This is a genomic window from Streptomyces sp. GDS52 (assembly GCF_052246875.1).
In the GTDB taxonomy this organism is placed as follows: Bacteria; Actinomycetota; Actinomycetes; order Streptomycetales; family Streptomycetaceae; genus Streptomyces; species Streptomyces cathayae.
The window spans coordinates 2,339,279-2,357,877 of sequence record NZ_CM125966.1 but is presented as its reverse complement, the minus strand read 5'-3'; the positions used below and the strand labels follow the sequence as shown (position 1 = coordinate 2,357,877).

At 72.8% G+C, this 18,599-nt stretch carries 11 protein-coding genes; 8 read left to right on the top strand and 3 right to left on the bottom strand.

Annotated elements, in window-relative coordinates; all coding sequences use genetic code 11:
• Nucleotides 1–39: 39 nt before the first annotated feature.
• From ACTWJ9_RS10515 to moeZ, 3 genes are all read left to right on the top strand, one after another.
• Nucleotides 40–1,068 (top strand): NAD-dependent epimerase/dehydratase family protein, encoded by a 1,029-nt coding sequence (locus ACTWJ9_RS10515; protein ID WP_279333972.1) that lies wholly within the window; start codon nt 40–42, stop codon nt 1,066–1,068.
• Entirely contained in the window at nt 1,056–1,817 is a 762-nt protein-coding gene (locus ACTWJ9_RS10510) for a spherulation-specific family 4 protein (RefSeq protein ID WP_387038565.1), read from the top strand. The genes ACTWJ9_RS10515 and ACTWJ9_RS10510 overlap by 13 nt, the downstream gene beginning before the upstream one ends.
• A gap of 63 nt (nt 1,818–1,880) precedes the next feature.
• Nucleotides 1,881–3,059: an adenylyltransferase/sulfurtransferase MoeZ gene (gene moeZ / locus ACTWJ9_RS10505; protein ID WP_388702796.1), complete on the top strand. Its 1,179-nt coding sequence runs from the start codon at nt 1,881–1,883 to the stop codon at nt 3,057–3,059.
• Between the two features lie 92 nt (nt 3,060–3,151).
• On the opposite strand, the gene ACTWJ9_RS10500 is transcribed toward moeZ, so the two are convergent.
• Entirely contained in the window at nt 3,152–4,627 is a 1,476-nt protein-coding gene (locus tag ACTWJ9_RS10500) for an alpha/beta hydrolase (RefSeq protein WP_279333970.1), read from the bottom strand.
• A 193-nt stretch (nt 4,628–4,820) separates the two neighbouring features.
• Nucleotides 4,821–7,649, bottom strand: a complete 2,829-nt coding sequence (locus tag ACTWJ9_RS10495) for a lysylphosphatidylglycerol synthase transmembrane domain-containing protein (protein WP_279333969.1) — start codon at nt 7,647–7,649, stop codon at nt 4,821–4,823.
• Between the two features lie 198 nt (nt 7,650–7,847).
• On the opposite strand from ACTWJ9_RS10495, the gene ACTWJ9_RS10490 reads away from it, so the two are divergent.
• The 5 genes from ACTWJ9_RS10490 to nudC all read left to right on the top strand — a co-directional run bounded on the left by ACTWJ9_RS10490 (nt 7,848) and on the right by nudC (nt 18,075).
• Nucleotides 7,848–8,270, top strand: coding sequence for an MGMT family protein (locus tag ACTWJ9_RS10490; protein WP_279333968.1), 423 nt, complete (start codon nt 7,848–7,850; stop codon nt 8,268–8,270).
• A gap of 218 nt (nt 8,271–8,488) precedes the next feature.
• Nucleotides 8,489–11,875 (top strand): ATP-dependent helicase, encoded by a 3,387-nt coding sequence (locus tag ACTWJ9_RS10485; protein WP_443295614.1) that lies wholly within the window; start codon nt 8,489–8,491, stop codon nt 11,873–11,875.
• 100 nt (nt 11,876–11,975) lie between these two features.
• A complete protein-coding gene (locus ACTWJ9_RS10480; RefSeq protein WP_443295613.1) occupies nt 11,976–15,551 on the top strand; it encodes a UvrD-helicase domain-containing protein in 3,576 nt (1,191 codons plus the stop codon).
• A gap of 10 nt (nt 15,552–15,561) precedes the next feature.
• On the top strand, nt 15,562–16,974 hold the full coding sequence (locus tag ACTWJ9_RS10475; RefSeq protein ID WP_279333965.1) for a dipeptidase: 1,413 nt from the start codon (nt 15,562–15,564) through the stop codon (nt 16,972–16,974).
• 156 nt (nt 16,975–17,130) lie between these two features.
• Nucleotides 17,131–18,075: an NAD(+) diphosphatase gene (gene nudC / locus ACTWJ9_RS10470; protein WP_279333964.1), complete on the top strand. Its 945-nt coding sequence runs from the start codon at nt 17,131–17,133 to the stop codon at nt 18,073–18,075.
• 66 nt (nt 18,076–18,141) lie between these two features.
• Here the strand turns inward: nudC and ACTWJ9_RS10465 are convergent, their stop codons facing one another.
• Nucleotides 18,142–18,384: a mycoredoxin gene (locus ACTWJ9_RS10465; RefSeq protein WP_109376902.1), complete on the bottom strand. Its 243-nt coding sequence runs from the start codon at nt 18,382–18,384 to the stop codon at nt 18,142–18,144.
• Nucleotides 18,385–18,599 lie beyond the last annotated feature (215 nt).

Here is an 18,599-nt window from a genome sequence, read left to right as displayed (position 1 = left end):
CACCCGCCCAGCGGCCCCGGCCGCCACAGGAGCCGCCCGATGAGAGTCCTGCTGATCGGAGCCAACGGGTACATCGGCCGTTTCGTCGCCGACCGTCTGCTCGCCGACCCGGCCGTCCAGCTCACCGTCCTCGGCCGCGGCGACGACGCCGACGTCCGCTTCGACCTCGCCACCGGCAGCCCCGGCGCGCTCACCCGGTTCCTCGACGCCGTCCACCCCGGTGTGGTGGTCAACTGCGCCGGTGCCACCCGTGGCGGGGCCCGGGAACTCACCCGGCACAACACCGTCGCCGTCGCCACCGTGTGCGAGGCCCTGCGCCGCAGCGGCTGCGGCGCCCGCCTCGTGCAGATCGGCTGCAGCGCGGAGTACGGCCCCAGCCAGCCCGGTTCCTCCACGGCGGAGGACGCCGTCCCCCGTCCCGGTGGCCCGTACGGCGTCAGCAAGCTCGCCGCGACCGAACTGGTTCTCGGCTCCGGGCTGGACGCCGTGGTCCTGCGGGTCTTCTCACCCGCGGGGCCCGGCACCCCCGCCGGCTCCCCGCTCGGCCGCCTCGCCGAGGCGATGCGGCGCGCCATGCAGTCCGGCGAGGGCGAGCTGAAGCTCGGCGGTCTCGGTGCCCAGCGCGACTTCGTCGACGTCCGGGACGTGGCCCGTGCCGTGCACGCCGCCTCGCTCTCCGCCGCGCAGGGGGTCATCAACATCGGCTCGGGCCGTGCCGTCCGCCTGCGGGACGCCGCCGCGGTCCTCGCCCGCGTGGCCGGATACGGCGGGGTCCTCCACGAACTCGACGGCCCGCCCGGTGTCCAGGCCGCCCACGGCATCCACACCACCCACGCCACCCACACGGGCCATACCGCCCACACCCCGCATCTCAGGCCGGGCATCGGCCACCCGCGGAGCGAGTCCGACCACCACGCGGCGTCGGTCGCGTACCCGTACCCGGACGGCTGCGGCAGCTGGCAGCAGGCGGACGTGCGCACCGCGCGCGACCGGCTCGGCTGGCGCCCCAGGATCAACCTCGAGGAGTCCCTCGCCGACATCTGGATGGAGGCGGCGTGTCGTATCTGATCCCCGAGGCCGGAGCCGGCACCGGCACTGATACCGGCGTCCGTACCGGCTTCGGCGTCCCCGGTCTGGCGCACCCCCTCCTCGCCCCGGCCGAGTGGAACGCGCTCACCCGCCCGGGGGCCGGGGGCCCTCTGCACTGGGTCGTTCTGAACGTGGCCAACGGTCCCGGCGTGCGACCCGACCCGCACTGCCTGGAGGCAGCCGGCCGGCTGCGCAACGCCGGTGTCCGCGTCCTGGGCCATCTCGACTCGGCCTACGGTCTGAGCGGCTCCGGCGAGCTGATCTCCAAGGCCCACCGGTTCATCGACTGGTACCAGGTCGACGGATTCCTCCTGGACCGCTGCCCCGCGGACCGGGCCGCGCTCCCCGAGGTCCGGCGGACGGTCGGCGCACTCCGCGTGATCCGTGACGATGCCCACATCGTCCTCGGCCACGGCACCCACCCGTACCCGGGCCACGCCGAGATCGCGGACCAACTGGTCACCTTCTCCGGCCCGTGGAGCGACTACCGCTGGTCGCAGGTGGCGGAGTGGACCGCCGACCATCCGCCCGAGCGGTTCTGCCACTTCGTCCACGGAGTGCCCGGACCGCACCTGGAGGAGGCGCTGCGCATCGCCCGCTGGCAGGGCGCCGCGACCGTCTACCTCACCGACCGCACGGCCCGTGACGGCCGGACCGACCCCTGGGAACCGCTGCCCGGCTACTGGGACGATCTCGTCTCGCGCATCGGGATGGGTGTCTCGGAATGAAAAAGGCCGTGGCAGTGTTGGGGGGAGAACAACCGTAGTGATTGACCGACCAACGGAGTCCCCGTGTCGTTGCCACCCCTGGTCGAGCCGGCCCCCGAGCTCACCGTAGACGAGGTTCGCAGGTACTCCCGCCACCTGATCATCCCCGATGTGGGGATGGACGGGCAGAAGCGGCTGAAGAACGCCAAGGTGCTGTTCGTCGGCGCCGGCGGCCTGGGTTCGCCAGGACTGATGTACATGGCCGCGGCGGGCGTGGGCACGCTCGGCATCGTGGAGTTCGACGAGGTCGACGAGTCGAACCTGCAGCGGCAGGTCATCCACAGCCAGGCCGACATCGGCCGGCCGAAGGCCGAGTCCGCACGGGACACGATCAAGGGCATCAACCCGTACGTGAACGTGGTCCTGCACGAAGAGCGGCTCGAGTCCGACAACGTGATGGGCATCTTCAGCGAGTACGACCTGATCATCGACGGCACGGACAACTTCGCGACCCGCTACCTGGTCAACGACGCGTGCGTGCTGCTGAACAAGCCCTACGTCTGGGGTTCGATCTACCGCTTCGACGGCCAGGCCTCCGTCTTCTGGTCCGAGCACGGTCCCTGCTACCGCTGCCTCTACCCGGAGCCCCCGCCCCCCGGCATGGTCCCCTCCTGCGCCGAGGGCGGCGTCCTGGGCGTGCTGTGCGCGTCGATCGGCTCCATCCAGGCCAACGAGGGCATCAAGCTCCTCGCCGGCATCGGTGAGCCGCTGGTCGGCCGCCTGATGATCTACGACGCCCTGGAGATGCAGTACCGCCAGGTCAAGGTCCGCAAGGACCCCGACTGCGCGGTCTGCGGCGAGAACCCGACCGTCACCGAGCTCATCGACTACGAGGCCTTCTGCGGCGTCGTCTCCGAGGAGGCCCAGGCGGCGGCCGCCGACTCCACGATCACTCCCAAGCAGCTCAAGGAGTGGATCGACGAGGGTGAGAACATCGAGCTCATCGACGTCCGTGAGCCGAACGAGTTCGAGATCGTCTCCATCCCCGGCGCCCGGCTGATCCCGAAGAACGAGTTCCTCATGGGCAACGCCCTGGAGAGCCTGCCGCAGGACAAGAAGATCGTCTTGAACTGCAAGACGGGTGTCCGCAGTGCGGAAGTCCTCGCGGTCCTGAAGTCCGCGGGCTTCGCCGACGCCGTCCACCTCGGCGGCGGCGTGGTCGGCTGGGTCAACCAGATCGAGCCGTCGAAGCCGATCTACTGACCCCGGTCCACCACCGCGATGCCGGCCTGATCCGGACGAGAGACCGAGGCGGGGGTCTCGCGCACCACGGGTGCGTGAGACCCCCGCCGTCGTCATGAGCAGACCTTGCCGTCCTTCGGCACCGTGCCGTCCAGCAGATACGCGTTCACGGTGGAGTCGACGCAGTCGCTCCCACTGCCGTACGCGCCGTGGCCCTCGCCCTTCCAGGTGAGCACGACCCCCACGTCCTCGCCCAGCTCGTCCGCCATCCGCCGGGCACCCTCGTACGGGGTGGCCGGGTCGCCGGTGTTGCCGATCACCAGGATCGGCGCCGCGCCCGGCGCGCTCACCTCCGGGGTGTCGTGTCGGCCCGGCACCGGCCAGTCGTGGCACCAGCCCGCCGTGTCCCAGCCGAGGAACGGCCCGAACACCGGCGAGATCCGCTCGAACTCCGGCAGCAGCTTCTTTGTCTGCGCCGCCGTCGGCCGCTGCTTGGCGTCCGAGCACGATATGACCCGCTGCGAGTGGGTCGTCGTGCTGTAGCGGCCCGACGCGTCGCGCTCGTTGTAGCCGTCGGCCAGGGCGAGGAGTGCCGAGCCGTCTCCCTTTTCCGCGGCCTGCAGGGCACCGGTCAGCGCGGGCCAGCCCTCCTTGGTGTACAGCGGGAGGACGATGCCGGTCAGCGCCAGCGTCTGGGTCAGTTCCCGGCCGGCCGAGGACGTGGGCAGCGGCTCGGCGTCGATCCGGTCCAGCAGCTGGGCGATCTCACGGGTCCCCTGCTCGGGATCCCGGCCGGTGGACCTCAGATAGTTCTCCAGCGCGCGCTGGAAACCGCGCGCCTGGTTCTTGGCGTGCCCCATCGTGTCGGCGGTCGGGTCGACGACCGCGTCGAGGTTCATCCGGCCCACCTTCTCGGGGAACAGGTGGGCGTAGACCCCGCCGAGCTCGGTGCCGTACGAGATCCCGAAGTAGTTCAGCCTGTCGTCGCCGAGCGTCCGCCGGATGCGGTCCAGGTCGCGGGCGGTGTCGGTGGTCGACACGTGTGCCAGCAGCTTTCCGGCCGCCTCCTGGCAGCCCTGCCCGAAGTCCGCGGCGTCCCGGAAGTAGGCCCGCTCCTCGGCCGGGGTGTCCGGGGTGGTGTCCACCGACTCGGCCGCCTGGATCTCCTCGTCCTCCCGGCAGCGGACGCCCTCGCTGGCGGCCACTCCCCGCGGGTCCCAGCTCACCAGGTCGTACCGCTCACGCAGCTTCGAGACGTTCGGGGCGTAGGCGGGCATCATCGACACGCCGGAGCCGCCGGGACCGCCGAAGTTGAACAGCAGTGACCCGAGGCGGTCGTCCCCCGTGGCCTTCGCCCGGATCAGGGCCAGTTCGATCGTCTCGCCGTCCGGTTTCGCCCAGTCGAGCGGCACCTCGAGCGTGCCGCACTGCCAGTCGGCGCCGGGTGCGGGCGCGCCGTCGGAGGCCTCGCAGCGCCCCCAGCCGAACGCCGTCCCGTCCCTCTCGTCATCGGACGAGCCGCCGCTGCACCCCGCCGCCAGGAGCGCGGCGGAGACCGCCAGAGCCGTCCACCGTGCGAAACGCGTCATGTGCCACATCCCCCTCGCGGGCCGTCCGCGCCGTGCGGCGGATGGCGGTCAGGCCATGGTAGGCAGATCCCGGGTTCGTGCGGGAAACCTGTGGATAACCCTCTGACCTGCTATTTCGCGGGGAACAGGAGCAGACGGTCCCCGTTTGGCGCGCCTCCTTGAGCCGCAGCGGACCACAGCGGTTGACAGCGGACTACAGCGCTTCCTTGCGGGTGAGGTGGTTGAAGGCCAGCCAGCCCGGGAGTACCGGCAGCCACAGCGTCAGCAGCCGGAACAGCAGCACCGCCGGCGCGGCGACCTCGCTGGGCAGACCGACCGCGATCAGACCGACCGTCAGAGTCGCCTCGACCGCGCCCACACCTCCCGGGGTGGGAGCCGCCGACCCCAGCGCGTTGCCCGCGAGGAAGACCACCGCCACGCCGGCGAGGCTGACCGACGTCGTCCCGTCGCCGAACGCCCGGACGGAGGCGTACAGGCACAGCACGAAGCAGGCGGTCAGCAGCAGCATGCCGCCGATGCCGGTGGCCAGCTTCTGCGGACGCTGCAGCACGTCGAGCATCCGCGGCACGACACCCGCGAACAGCGACCGCACGCGCGTGACGACGAACTTCCGCAGGAACGGCACCGAGGTCACCACGAGCACCAGCACCGCCACCGTCAGCAGACCCGCGATGACCGTGCGGGACGGCGACAGTGAGGGCGTCTTCTCGGTCCCGGTCAGATAACCGAACGCCAGCAGCATCAGGATGTGGCAGCCCAGCCCGAACAACTGCGAGGCGCCGACACTGGCCACGGCGAGTCCCGGCCGCACCCCGGCACGCTGGAGGAACCGGGTGTTCAGGGCGACACCGCCCACCGCCGCCGGGGCGACGATCTTCACGAAGGAACCGGCGACCTGCGCCGCCACCGTCCTGACGAACGGCACCCGCTCCGGGACGAACCCCAGCAGCGCCAGGGCGGCGGCGAAGTAGCTGGCCGCCGAGAACAGCACGGCCGCCACCACCCAGCCCCACTCCGCGTTGGAGATCAGCGGCCCGAACTCGATGTGGGTGAGCTGCGTCAGCAGGAAGTACCCGCCGATGGCACCGGCGATGAAACTGATCAGCGTGCGCGGACGCACCCGCTCCAGCCGGGCCGGCTCCACCGGCGCCTGCGGCCTGATCCGCAGCACCTCGTGCCGGATCTGCGTGAGCAGGTCCTCCTCGCGGGCCTCCTCCAGCGCCTCGTCGATGGCCCGCTTCTCGGCCCGCTGCTCCGCCCGCACGGTCTTCTTGTCCGGCTTCCCGGCCGCGGTGGACCCGGTCGCAGGCCCCTCGGCCTGGTCCGCCGCGGCCTGTTCCGCGCGGAGCAGCTTGGCCTGCCGGGAGGCCTCCAGGACCGCCTCACGGTCGCGGTGCGCCCGTTCCCGGGCGAGCCGGCGCAGGGTCCCGCGGGTGGAGCGGCTCAGCGCGATGGGCTGGAGCATCGGCAGGCAGTCCGCCACGGCGTCGGGGCCGAGCACGCTCAGCGCGGAGGCCACCGCCCGTTCGGCGCCCACCCTGAGCCCGAGGGTCACCAGCAGCTGGGAGACGTCCATGCGCAGCAGCAGATCGCCGGCGGCGATCTCACCGACGCGCAGGTCGGTGAGGATCACCTTGCCGGAACGATCCACCAGGATCGCGTCACCGACCAGCCTGCGGTGCGCGATCCGGCGGGACTGCAACGCCTGCACCTGACGCCAGGCGCCGCGCAGCAGCTCGTCGGTGATCTCCTCGTCCGGCAGCGAGTCCAGGGCGCGCCCGCCGCTGTGCTCGTAGACGAGCATCACCGCGTCGGGGCCGAGCTCGGAGGTCGCGATCAGCTTGGGCGCGTTGGCACCGGCCGCGATGGCCGCGTACGCCAGCAGCGCCTCCTGCTCCAGCGCCTGGCGCAGGGACTGGAGACTGCTGCGGGTGGCGAAGCCGCGCAGGGTCAGATTGCGCCACGTGCGGTAGAAGAAGCCCTGTGCCTGCTGCTCACGGTCGACCACCGTCACGTCCAGCGGCGGACCGTCCTCCAGGGTGACGAAGTAGCGGCGGCCCCGGTCCCCGGCCTCGACGGCGTCCGGGGCTTCCTGGCGGGACGCGCTCACGGGACGGAAGCCGACGGTCCGCAGGCCCGCCATCAGGGTCTGTCCGGTGGGGCGCACATTGGGCGAACCGACCGCGTAGAGGGTGCCGTAGGCGACGGTCCAGCCGATCAGCACCGTCAGGATGATGGAGAACGGAGTCGTGTACCCGGTGACGAGCATCGAGAAGGCGTCGAGAAGCAGCACGACCCACAGCACCGTGCGCCATCTGGGTCTGCGGGACATGCCGACGGCCGTCATGTAGGCGATGACCGGAGCCAGGTAGCCGTGCACCGGGTCGGTGAGAACGTGTATGTCGCCGGGGGAGGGCTGGGTCAGCGCATCCTGGATCGAGCCGGGTGCGGCCCGCGCGACCCACAGGTCGGTGGCGAGTGTCACGCCGTGCGCGAGGACGGCGGCGAGCACCCCGTCGGCGATGCGCAGTCCGTCCCGTTTGATCAGCCGTTCGATGGCGAAGGCCACCGGTACGAGCAGGATCGCGATGCTGGAGGCCAGACCGGCGATCTTGATGAGCAGGTCGGGCGCCTGGCCGGTGCCCTTGGTGATGTCCTGTTCCAGCCCCGAGGTGGTGCCGTGGGCGAAGGCGGCGACCGCCAGCAGGGCCCCGACGGCGAGTACACCGACGAGCAGTCGCATGAGATCGGACGGGCGGTGCACGCGCGCGGGGAGCAGGGGCTCGTCGCCCTCGACCTCGTCGCTGTGCGCCGGATCGGTGACGCCGGCGCCGCCCGCCCCTTCCGTTTTGTCTGTCCTGTCCGTGCCGTCGGGAGGGCCCGGAGCGGCCTGCTTTCCCACCGCCTCGGTGCCGGCGGCCTGCGCGTCGGCGTCCTGCGGGCCGGTGTTCCCGGTGTCCGGATGCGACGAGGCGTCAGAGGTGCCCGCCGCGTCCCCGGGGTGCGCACCCTGCTGTTCCATCGCCTCTTCTTGCTCTCGTATCACCAGTCACCACCCGCACGATGGTGGCATGCCGTACCGCCACAAGGGGGCATCAGGGTCCCCCTGCGGAGCCGCACAGTCTGCCCGAAGCGCGGTCCCCGGGCGAGGCATACGCACGCGCGCGTACCCGTCACACGGTCGGCCGCGTTGTCGGTGGGGTGGTGCAGGATGGGTCGGATGAGTCAGGAGAGCCTCCCGTCCGGCACCGGCCCCCGGCACGCGGACGCCCTGCCCGAGTACGCCGAGCGGGTCCTCGAGGTGGCCGAGCGGATCCCGCCGGGCCGCGTCATGACGTACGGCGACGTGGCCGAGTGGCTGGGGGAGGGCGGCCCGCGCCAGGTGGGACGTGTGATGGCGCTCTACGGCGGAGCCGTCCCGTGGTGGCGTGTCGTCCGCGCGGACGGTGTGCTGCTGCCGGGACACGAGCTGAGAGCCCTCGGCCACTACCGCGCGGAGGGCACTCCGCTCAAGGAGGCGAGCCGGGCCGCGGAAGGACACCAGCCGCGCCTCGAGATGAGGCGCGCACGGTGGGACGGCGGCCACGGGGAGGGTCACACCAGCCAGCTTCCGGCATCGGACACACCGCCGTGCGACCTGTGATCCGTATGGGGGAAACGGGGCACGACCGTGCCATGACGTACGTTCGTGGGGCGAGTGACACGCGTGCCGCGAGCGTCGGGAGGGAAAATACGGAGGCCCTGCTTCCGCACTCCCCGTCGGTCTAGCGTCACCAGCAGGTGTCTCTCCGACCCCGCGGCCACCGCCCACCCCACACGGTGGAACGGCAACCAGCACACCCACCAGGACCGGCGAACCACGTGAGCTCCTCTTTCTCCACCAACGGCCTGTCGCACCCCCAGGTGCGGCGGGGGGCCCGTGGCGCTCATCGGCTGGTCCGTACCCCGCCGGCTCGCAAGACTCCCCCACGACTGGACGCCGCGCAGCGCTCCGTGGTTGACCACGAGACCGGACCGATGATCGTTCTCGCAGGTCCGGGCACCGGGAAAACGACCACGCTCGTCGAGTCCGTGGCCGCGCGTATCGCCCGTGGAGGTGATGCCGAACGCATCCTCGTGCTGACGTTCAGCCGCCGGGCGGCCGTCGAGCTGCGCGACCGCATGGCCCTGCGGACAGGAGCCGCACGCGCCCCGCAGGCGACCACGTTCCACTCGTTCTGCTACGCCCTGATCCGCGCCCACCAGGACAGCGATCTCTTCGTGGAACCGCTGCGCCTGCTCTCGGGCCCCGAACAGGACGTCACCGTCCGTGAGCTGCTGGCCGGCCAGACGGACCTCGAACGCCTCGGTCTGGCACACGTGCGCTGGCCGGACGAACTGCGGGCCTGCCTGACCACCCGCGGCTTCGCCGACGAGGTCCGCGCGGTGCTCGCCCGCAGCCGTGAACTGGGCCTCGGCCCCGACGCCCTGGACGCCTTCGCCCGCCGCATCGGACGCCCCGACTGGCGTGCCGCCTCCGCCTTCCTCGCCGAGTACCTCGACGTCCTCGACCTGCAGGGCGTGCTCGACTACGCCGAACTGGTCCACCGCGCGGTGCTCCTCGCCCGCCGCCCCGAGATCGCCCGGCAGCTCGCCGCGCGGTACGACGCCGTGTACGTCGACGAGTACCAGGACACCGACCCGGCCCAGGTGCGACTGCTGCACGCGCTGGCCGGCGGCGGCCGCACCCTGGTCGCGTTCGGCGACCCGGACCAGTCGATCTACGCCTTCCGGGGCGCGGACGTGAACGGCATCCTGGACTTCCCCGAGGCGTTCCCCCGCGCGGACGGCCGCCCGGCCCCGGTCGAGGTGCTCCGGGTCTCGCGCCGCTCCGGCGCGGCCCTGCTGTCCGCCACCCGCCTGGTCACCCAGCGCATGCCGCTGACCCGCCTCCCCGCCGAGAAGGTCCGCGCCCACCGGGAACTCACACCGGCCCGGGACGGCGGCCGGGCCGAGGTCTACACGTACCCGACCCCCGGTACGGAACTGGACAACATCGCCGACATCCTGCGCAGGGCCCACCTGGAGGACGGCGTCGCCTGGAGCGACATGGCCGTCCTGGTGCGGGCCGGCTCCCGCACCCTCCCCGTCGTCCGCCGCGCCCTCACCTCGGCCGGCGTCCCGGTGGACGTCGACGGCGACGACCTCCCCCTGCGCCACGAACCGGCGGTGACCCCGCTGCTGACGGCCCTGCGGGCGGTGGCGACGGCGGAGGCGGCCGACGGCCCGGGACGAGAGCGGGAGCAGGAGCAGGAGAGGGGACGGAACCCGGAGCCGGGGCAGGGGCAGGGACAGGAGCAGGAGCAGCCGCAGGAGCAGGTCCGGCAAGAGCCCCGCTGGCTCGACACCGAAACCGCCCTCACCCTGCTCACCTCCCCCCTCGCCGGCATGGACGCCGCGGACCTGCGCCGCCTCGGCCGGGCCCTGCGCGAGGAGGAGCGGGCCGCGGGCAACCCCCTGCCACCGCCCTCGGACGAACTCCTCGCACGCGCGCTGGCCGAACCCGAGCGGCTGGTCGTGCACGACCCCACGTACGCGCGCGGCGCCCAGCGGCTCGGCGCGCTGCTGCGCACGGCCCGCGCACGCCTCGCCGACGGCGGCACCGCCGAGGAGGCGCTGTGGGACCTGTGGGACGGCACCCCGTGGCCCGCACGCCTGGAACGCGCCGCCCGCCGGGGCGGCGCCGCCGGACGCCACGCCGACCGGGACCTCGACGCGGTGTGCGCCCTGTTCGCGACCGCCGCCCGCGCCGAGGAACGCATCGGCGGCCGGGGCGCCCTGAACTTCCTGGAGGAGATCGACGCCGAGGACATCGCCGCCGACACCCTCACCCGACGCGCCGTACGCCCCGACGCCGTACGCCTGATGACCGCGCACCGCGCCAAGGGCCTGGAGTGGCGGCTGGTCGTCGTGGCCGGCGTCCAGGAGGGCCTCTGGCCCGACCTGCGCCGCCGCGGCTCCCTGCTGGAGGCCGACCGCATCGGCCGCGACGGACTCGCCGAACCGCTCACCCCCGGCGCGCTCCTCGCCGAGGAACGCCGGCTGTTCTACGTGGCGGCCACCCGCGCGCGGGAACGCCTCGTCGTGACGGCCGTGAAGGCCCCCGCCGACGACGGCGACCAGCCCTCCCGCTTCCTGACCGAACTCGGCGTCGAGCCCAAGGACGTCACCGGCCGCCCGCGCCGCCCGCTGTCCGTCGCCGCGCTCGTCGCCGAACTGCGCGCCACCACGGTCGACCCGCGCGTCTCCGACACCCTCAGGGAGGCCGCCGCCCACCGGCTCGCCCGGCTCGCCGCCCTCGCCGACGAGGACGGACGCCCCCTGGTGCCGTCCGCCCACCCCTACCGCTGGTGGGGCATGTACGAACCCACCCGGAGCAAGGTGCCGCTGCGCAGCCGCGACCAGCCCGTCGTGCTCTCCGGCAGCGCCCTGGACCAGCTCGCCCACACCTGCGCCCTGCAGTGGTTCCTCGGCCGGGAGGTGAAGGCCGACGCACCCGCGACCGCCGCCCAGGGCTTCGGCAACGTGGTGCACGTCCTCGCCGACGAGGTGGCCTCCGGGCACACCCCGGCCGACCTCGCCGTCCTCATGGAACGCCTCGACTCCGTGTGGAACGCGCTCGCCTTCGACGCACCGTGGAAGTCGCAGCAGGAGAAGCAGAACGCGCGCGTGGCACTCGAACGCTTCCTGCAGTGGCACGTCATGGACCGCGCCGGACGCACCCCGGTGGCCAGCGAGCACGACTTCGACGTGAGCCTCGCGGCCGGCGACTACGAGGTCCGCATCCGCGGCCAGATGGACCGCGTCGAGACCGACGGCGAGGGCCGCGCCTACGTCGTCGACTTCAAGACCGGGAAACAGGCCCCCAGCTCCGCCGAGGTGGCCCGCCACCCCCAGCTCGCCGTCTACCAGCTCGCCGTCCAGGAGGGCGCAGTCGACGAGGTGTTCGACGGCAAACGCCCCGAGACGGGGGGTGCCGAGCTGGTCCAGCTGCGCCAGGGCGCCGCCGGACGGGACGGCGGGGAGACCCTGCCCAAGGTGCAGGCCCAGCAGCCGCTGGAGGGGGAGTGGGTCGGCGACCTGCTCGCCACGGCGGCCGGCAAGGTCCTCGACGAACGCTTCACCCCGAGCACCGGCCAGCACTGCGCCCACTGCGCCTTCCAGGCCTCGTGCAGCGCCCGGCCCGAGGGGCGGCACGTGGTCGAGTGACGGGCCTCACGCAGCGCGCCGCCCGCACCGGCCCGCGGTTCACCGCCCCCGGAGCGCCGTCCGGCCCCGGGTGTCAGCGATCACCGTTAGCCTCTGCGATGTGCCCGCACCTCTCACCGACCCCGATCAGCTCAAGGAACTCCTCGGCATCCCCTTCACCCCGGAGCAGACGGCCTGCATCGTCGCGCCGCCCGCCCCCCAGGTGATCGTGGCCGGAGCCGGCTCGGGCAAGACGACGGTGATGGCGGCGCGCGTGGTGTGGCTGGTCGGCACCGGCCAGGTCGCCCCGGAGCAGGTGCTCGGCCTCACCTTCACCAACAAGGCCGCCGGCGAACTCGCCGAACGCGTCCGCAAGGCACTGGTCAAGGCCGGCGTGACCGACCCCGACCCTCTCGACCCGGACAACCCGCCGGGCGAACCGGTGATCTCCACCTACCACGCCTTCGCGGGCCGCCTCCTGACCGACCACGGGCTGCGCCTCGGCCTCGAACCGACCTCCCGCCTCCTCGCCGACGCGACCCGCTACCAGCTCGCCGCGCGGGTGCTGCGCGAGGCTCCCGGCCTCTACCCGGCACTGACCCGCTCCTTCCCCGACCTGGTCGGCGACCTCCTCACCCTCGACGGCGAACTCTCCGAGCACCTCGTACGGCCCGAGGACCTGCGCGACCACGACACCGAACTGCTGCGCACCCTGGAGAACACCCGGCTCACCAACGCCGACCTGCGCAAAGTGCCCGAAGCGGCCGCCGCCCGGCGCGAACTGGCCGACCTCGTCCTGCGCTACCGGGCCGCCAAACGCGAACGCGACCTGCTCGACTTCGGCGACCAGATCGCCCTCTCGGCCCGGCTCGCCCGGATCCCCGACGTGGGCCGCGTCCTGCGCGACGAGTTCCGCGTGGTCCTCCTCGACGAGTACCAGGACACCTCGGTCGCCCAGCGCGTCCTGCTGGCCGGCCTGTTCGGCGGCGGCACCGGCCACCCGGTGACCGCCGTCGGCGACCCCTGCCAGGCGATCTACGGCTGGCGCGGCGCCTCCGTCGCCAACCTCGACGACTTCCCCGAGCACTTCGCCCGGGCCGACGGCGGCCCCGCCACCCGTCAGTCGCTCAGTGAGAACCGCCGCAGCGGCGGCCGCCTGCTGGACCTCGCCAACGGCCTCGCCGACCCCCTGCGGGCCATGCACGCCGGAGTGGAAGCCCTCCGCCCGGCCCCGGGAGCCGAACGCGACGGCACCGTCCGCTGCGCCCTGCTGCACACCCATGCCGAGGAACTCGACTGGATCGCCGACTCCATCGCCCACCTCGTACGCACCGGGAAGGCACCCGGCGAGATCGCCGTCCTGTGCCGCACGGCGACCGACTTCGCCCAGATCCAGGGCGCCCTCGTCGCCCGGGACGTCCCCGTGGAGGTCGTCGGCCTGTCCGGGCTGCTGCACCTGCCCGAGATCGCCGACCTGGTCGCCGTCTGCGAGGTCCTCCAGGACCCCGGGGCCAACGCCTCCCTGGTCCGCCTGCTGACCGGCCCGCGCTGGCGCATCGGACCCCGCGACCTCGCCCTGCTCGGCCGCCGTGCGCGACTGCTCGTGACCCACGCGCGCGTGGACGGCGAGGACGACCCCGACCGCCGTCTCGCCGCAGCCGTCGAAGGGGTCGACCCGGCCGAAGTGATCTCACTCGCCGACGCCCTCGACACGTTCCTGGAGACACCCCTGGACGGGCCGGGCGACGACGGGCTGCCCTTCTCACCGGACGCGCGCGTGCGGTTCGCCCGGCTGGCCACCGAACTGCGCGACCTGCGCCGCTCCCTGGCCGACCCGCTGATGGACGTCCTGCACCGCGTCCTCGCCGTCACCGGTCTGGAGATCGAACTGTCGGCGTCCCCGCACGCCCTCGCCGCCCGCCGCCGCGAGACCCTGTCCAACTTCCTCGACGTCGCCGCCTCCTTCGCCGCCGGGGACGGCGAGGCGACCCTGCTCGCCTTCCTCGGCTTCCTGCGCACCGCCGCCCAGTACGAGAAGGGCCTCGACAACGCGCTGCCGGGTGGCGAGAACACCGTCAAGGTCCTCACCGCCCACAAGTCCAAGGGCCTGGAGTGGGACGTGGTGGCCGTCCCCGGACTGGTCACCGGTACGTTCCCCAGCGGCCAGGGGCGCGAGAAGTGGACCGCACAGGGCAAGGTGCTGCCCCACGGACTGCGCGGCGACGCCGACACCCTGCCCGATGTCGGGTCCTGGGACTCCAGGGGCCTGAAGGCCTTCCACGACGCCATGAAGGAGCACCAGCACACCGAGGAGCTCCGCCTCGGCTACGTCACCTTCACCCGCCCCCGCTCGCTGCTGCTCGGCTCCGGCCACTGGTGGGGGCCCTCGCAGAAGAAACCGCGCGGGCCGTCCGCCTTCCTGCAGGCCCTCCACGACCACTGCGCCGCCGGACACGGCGAGATCGAGGCCTGGGCGGACGCGCCCGCCGAGGGCGAGGAGAACCCCGCCCTGCACCGGGCCGCCCAGGACCAGGCGTGGCCCCTCCCGCTGGACGAGGACGCCCTCGCCCGCCGCCGCGCCGCCGCCGAGACCGTCCTGGCCCACCTGGAAAGCCTCGCCGGCGACCCGGACGGCCACCCCACGGCCGTCCACGCTCCCGGCACGTACGCCGATCCGGACTGGCCCCCGCCGCCGGACGACGAGCACCTCCCGCCCGAGGAGGGCGACCCCTTCACGGACGACGACTCCGGCGACTGGGACTCCTGGACCACCGACCGCCCCACCACCGACCGCCCCACCACCGACGGCGGTCCCGACGACGGCGGTCCCGACGACGGCCGTCCCGACGACGGCCGTCCGGACGGCGGCCGGCCCGTCGTCCCGCTCCGGATCCCGCACCAGGCGCCCCCTCCGGAGCCCGCCCCACCCCGGCTCACCCCCGAGGAAGCCCGCACCGTCGCCTCCTGGGACCGCGACCTCGACGCCCTCACCGGCGAACTGCTGCGCGCCCGCGACAGCGTCACCGAGGTCCTGCTGCCCGCGTCGCTGACCACGTCCCAGCTGCTGCGCCTGGCCGCCGACCCGGACGGCTTCGCCCAGGAACTGGTCCGCCCCATGCCCCGACCGCCGCAACCCGCCGCGCGCCGCGGCACCCGCTTCCACGCCTGGGTCGAGAGCCGCTTCGAAGAACTGACACTGCCCATGCTCGAACCCGACGAGCTTCCCGGCAGCGAAGCCGAGATCGCCGACGAACACGACCTCGCGGCCCTCAAGGACGCCTTCGAACGCACCGAGTACGCCCGCCGCACGCCCTACCGCGTGGAGGCTCCCTTCCAGCTGGCGATCGCCGGCCGCGTCGTACGCGGCCGCATCGACGCCGTCTACCGGCAGGCCACCGGAGAGAAGGCCGCCGGAGGGGAGGGAGACGCCGGCGACGGGACGACGTACGAGATCGTCGACTGGAAGACCCACCGCAACCGCACCGCCGACCCCCTCCAGCTCGCCGTCTACCGGATCGCCTGGGCCGAGCAGCAGGGCGTCCCCCTGGGGTCGGTCACCGCCGCCTTCCTGTACGTACGCACCGGCGAGGTCGTACGCCCCGACGCGCTGCCGGACCGCGAGGCGCTGGAGCGGCTGCTGCTGGAGGAACCGTCCGGTGAGATACCGCACTCCGAGGACACCTCCGCGGGCCGATAGGCTCGAGACCATGAGCCAGCCCGTTGACAGTGCCGTCAGCGCCGTCCGTACGTACATCGAGCAGCACCGCGCCGCCTTCCTCGACGACCTCGTCGAGTGGCTGCGCATCCCTTCGGTGTCGGCCCAGCCCGACCACGCACCCGACGTGCGCCGCAGCGCCGACTGGCTCGCCGCCAAACTCACCGAGACCGGCTTCCCGACCGCCGAGGTCTGGCCCACCCCGGGCGCCCCCGCCGTCTACGCCGAATGGCCCTCGGCCGACCCCGGGGCACCCACCGTGCTGGTCTACGGCCACCACGACGTGCAGCCCGCCGCCCGCGAGGACGGCTGGCACAGCGAGCCCTTCGAACCCGTCGTACGGGACAACCGCCTCTACGCGCGCGGGGCCGCCGACGACAAGGGCCAGGTGTTCTTCCACACCCTCGGTGTGCGGACCCACCTCGCCACCACCGGCCGCACCACCCCCGCCGTGCACCTGAAGCTGCTGATCGAGGGCGAGGAGGAATCCGGCTCACCCCACTTCCGGGCACTCGTCGAGCAGCACGCCGACCGGCTCGCCGCCGACGCGGTGATCGTCTCCGACACCGGCATGTGGTCCGCGGACACCCCCACCGTGTGCACCGGCATGCGCGGTCTCGCCGAGTGCGAGATCCGGCTGTACGGCCCGGACCAGGACATCCACTCCGGCTCCTTCGGCGGCGCGGTACCCAACCCGGCCACCGCCGTCGCCCGCCTGGTCGCCGCCCTGCACGACGAACACGCGCGCGTGGCGATCCCCGGCTTCTACGACGGCGTCGTCGAACTCACCGACCGCGAACGCGAGCTCTTCGCCGAGCTCCCCTTCGACGAACAGCAGTGGCTGCGCACCGCCAGGTCGCACGGCACCCACGGCGAGAGCGGATTCAGCACCCTGGAACGCATCTGGGCCCGCCCCACCGCCGAGGTCAACGGCATCGGCGGCGGTTACCAGGGCCCCGGCAGCAAGACGATCATCCCCTCCTCGGCGACGGTCAAACTCTCCTTCCGGCTGGTCGCCGGCCAGGACCCCGACCACATCGAGAAAGCCGTCCGCGACTGGACGGCGGGGCAGATCCCCGAGGGCATCCGCTGCGAGATCACCTTCCGCCCCGCCACCCGCCCGTGCCTGACCCCGCTCGACCACCCCGCCCTCGAGTCCGTGGCCCGCGCCATGGGCCGCGCCTTCGGCACACCCGTCCGCTTCACCCGCGAGGGCGGCTCCGGACCGGCCGCCGACCTCCAGGACGTGCTCGGCGCACCGGTGCTCTTCCTCGGCATCTCCATTCCGTCCGACGGATGGCACGCACCCGACGAGAAGGTCGAACTGGACCTCCTCCTCAAAGGCGCCGAGACCACCGCACACCTCTGGAGCGACCTCGCCGAGCACTGGCGGCCCGTGCCCTGAACGCCCGGGGCCGTCCGGCCCCGGGCGCCCGCGACGGGGCACACTGGAAGCACCCCCGTCGCCGGGCGTGCCGCCGGACCCGGTCGCCTCCCGCCGTACGTCCAGCCGAACCAACCGCCGACCCAATCCGTTTCACCGGGGGAGTTGGAAGCACCCGTGACCACCAGGACCGACCACATCGCCGATCGCCCCGTCTCGCTCACCGCCCCGAGCGGCATCAACCGCGCCGCCCACCACCGGCTCGACGAAGCATGGCTCGCGGCAGCCTGGAGCCACCCCTCGACGCGCTGCTTCGTGGTCTCCGGCGGCCAGGTCCTCATCGACGAGACGGCGGACGGCAGCACCGAACTCGTCATGACACCCTCCTTCGAGGCGCCGCTCACCGAGGCACACCGCTACTTCCTCGGCACCGACGAGGACGGCGTCAGCTACTTCGCCCTCCAGAAGGACGTCCTGCCCGGCCGCATGGACGACTCCGCCCGCCCGGCCGGACTGCGCGAGGCGGGCCTGTTCCTGTCCTCACGCGACGCGGGCCTGATGGTGCACGCGGTCGCCCTGGAGAACTGGCAGCGCCTGCACCGCTTCTGCTCCCGCTGTGGCGAGCGCACCGTCATCGCCGCGGCCGGCCACATCCGCCGCTGCCCCGCCTGCGGCGCCGAGCACTATCCGCGCACCGACCCCGCCGTGATCATGGCCGTCGTCGACCGGCAGGACCGCATCCTGCTCGGCCGCCAGGTCCACTGGCCCGAGGGCCGCTTCTCGACCCTCGCCGGATTCGTCGAGCCGGGCGAGGCCATCGAGCAGTCGGTGCGCCGCGAGGTCCACGAGGAGGTCGGCATCAGCGTCGGCGAGGTCGAGTACATCGCCAGCCAGCCCTGGCCGTTCCCCTCCAGCCTCATGCTGGGCTTCTTCGCCCGTGCCACCTCGACCGACATCACCGTCGACGGCGACGAGATCCACGAGGCCCGCTGGTTCTCCCGGGAGGAACTGGGCGCCGCCTTCGAGTCCGGCGAGGTGCTCCCGCCCTACGGCATCTCGATCGCGGCCCGTCTGATCGAGCGCTGGTACGGCAAGCCCCTTCCGACCCGCAGCGCCTTCTGACACACGGAAGCGGGGCGGGCGTCCCTCGACCGGGGACGCCCGCCCCGCTTCCAGCGAGCCGCTCGCTCAGCCGCCGACCTTCTGCTTCACCTGCGCCAACGACGGATTGGTGAGCGTCGAGCCGTCCGGGAAGAGCACGGTCGGGACTGTCTGATTTCCCCCGTTCGCCTTCTCCACGAAGGCCGCGGAGTCCGGGTCCTGCTCGATGTTGATCTCGGTGTACGCGATGCCCTCGCGGTCCATCTGGCCCTTCAGGCGGCGGCAGTAACCGCACCACGTGGTGCTGTACATCGTCACAGTGCCCGGCATGTCTCTCGTGCTCCTTCGGCTGCTCGGGGGAAGTCCTCGATGTGAGAGGAACGTACTTGAAAGCGCAGGCATTCCCCTGCGGCGGGGCCCGCCCCGCGTCCGTCCCGGCCCGCCCGGTCCTCCTGGTGTGATCTCCGACGTATCAGCCCGTCGTATCAGTACGACCGCGAGGTGCTGCCTGTGGACAACCCGGCTCATCCGCCTCCGGCGACCTG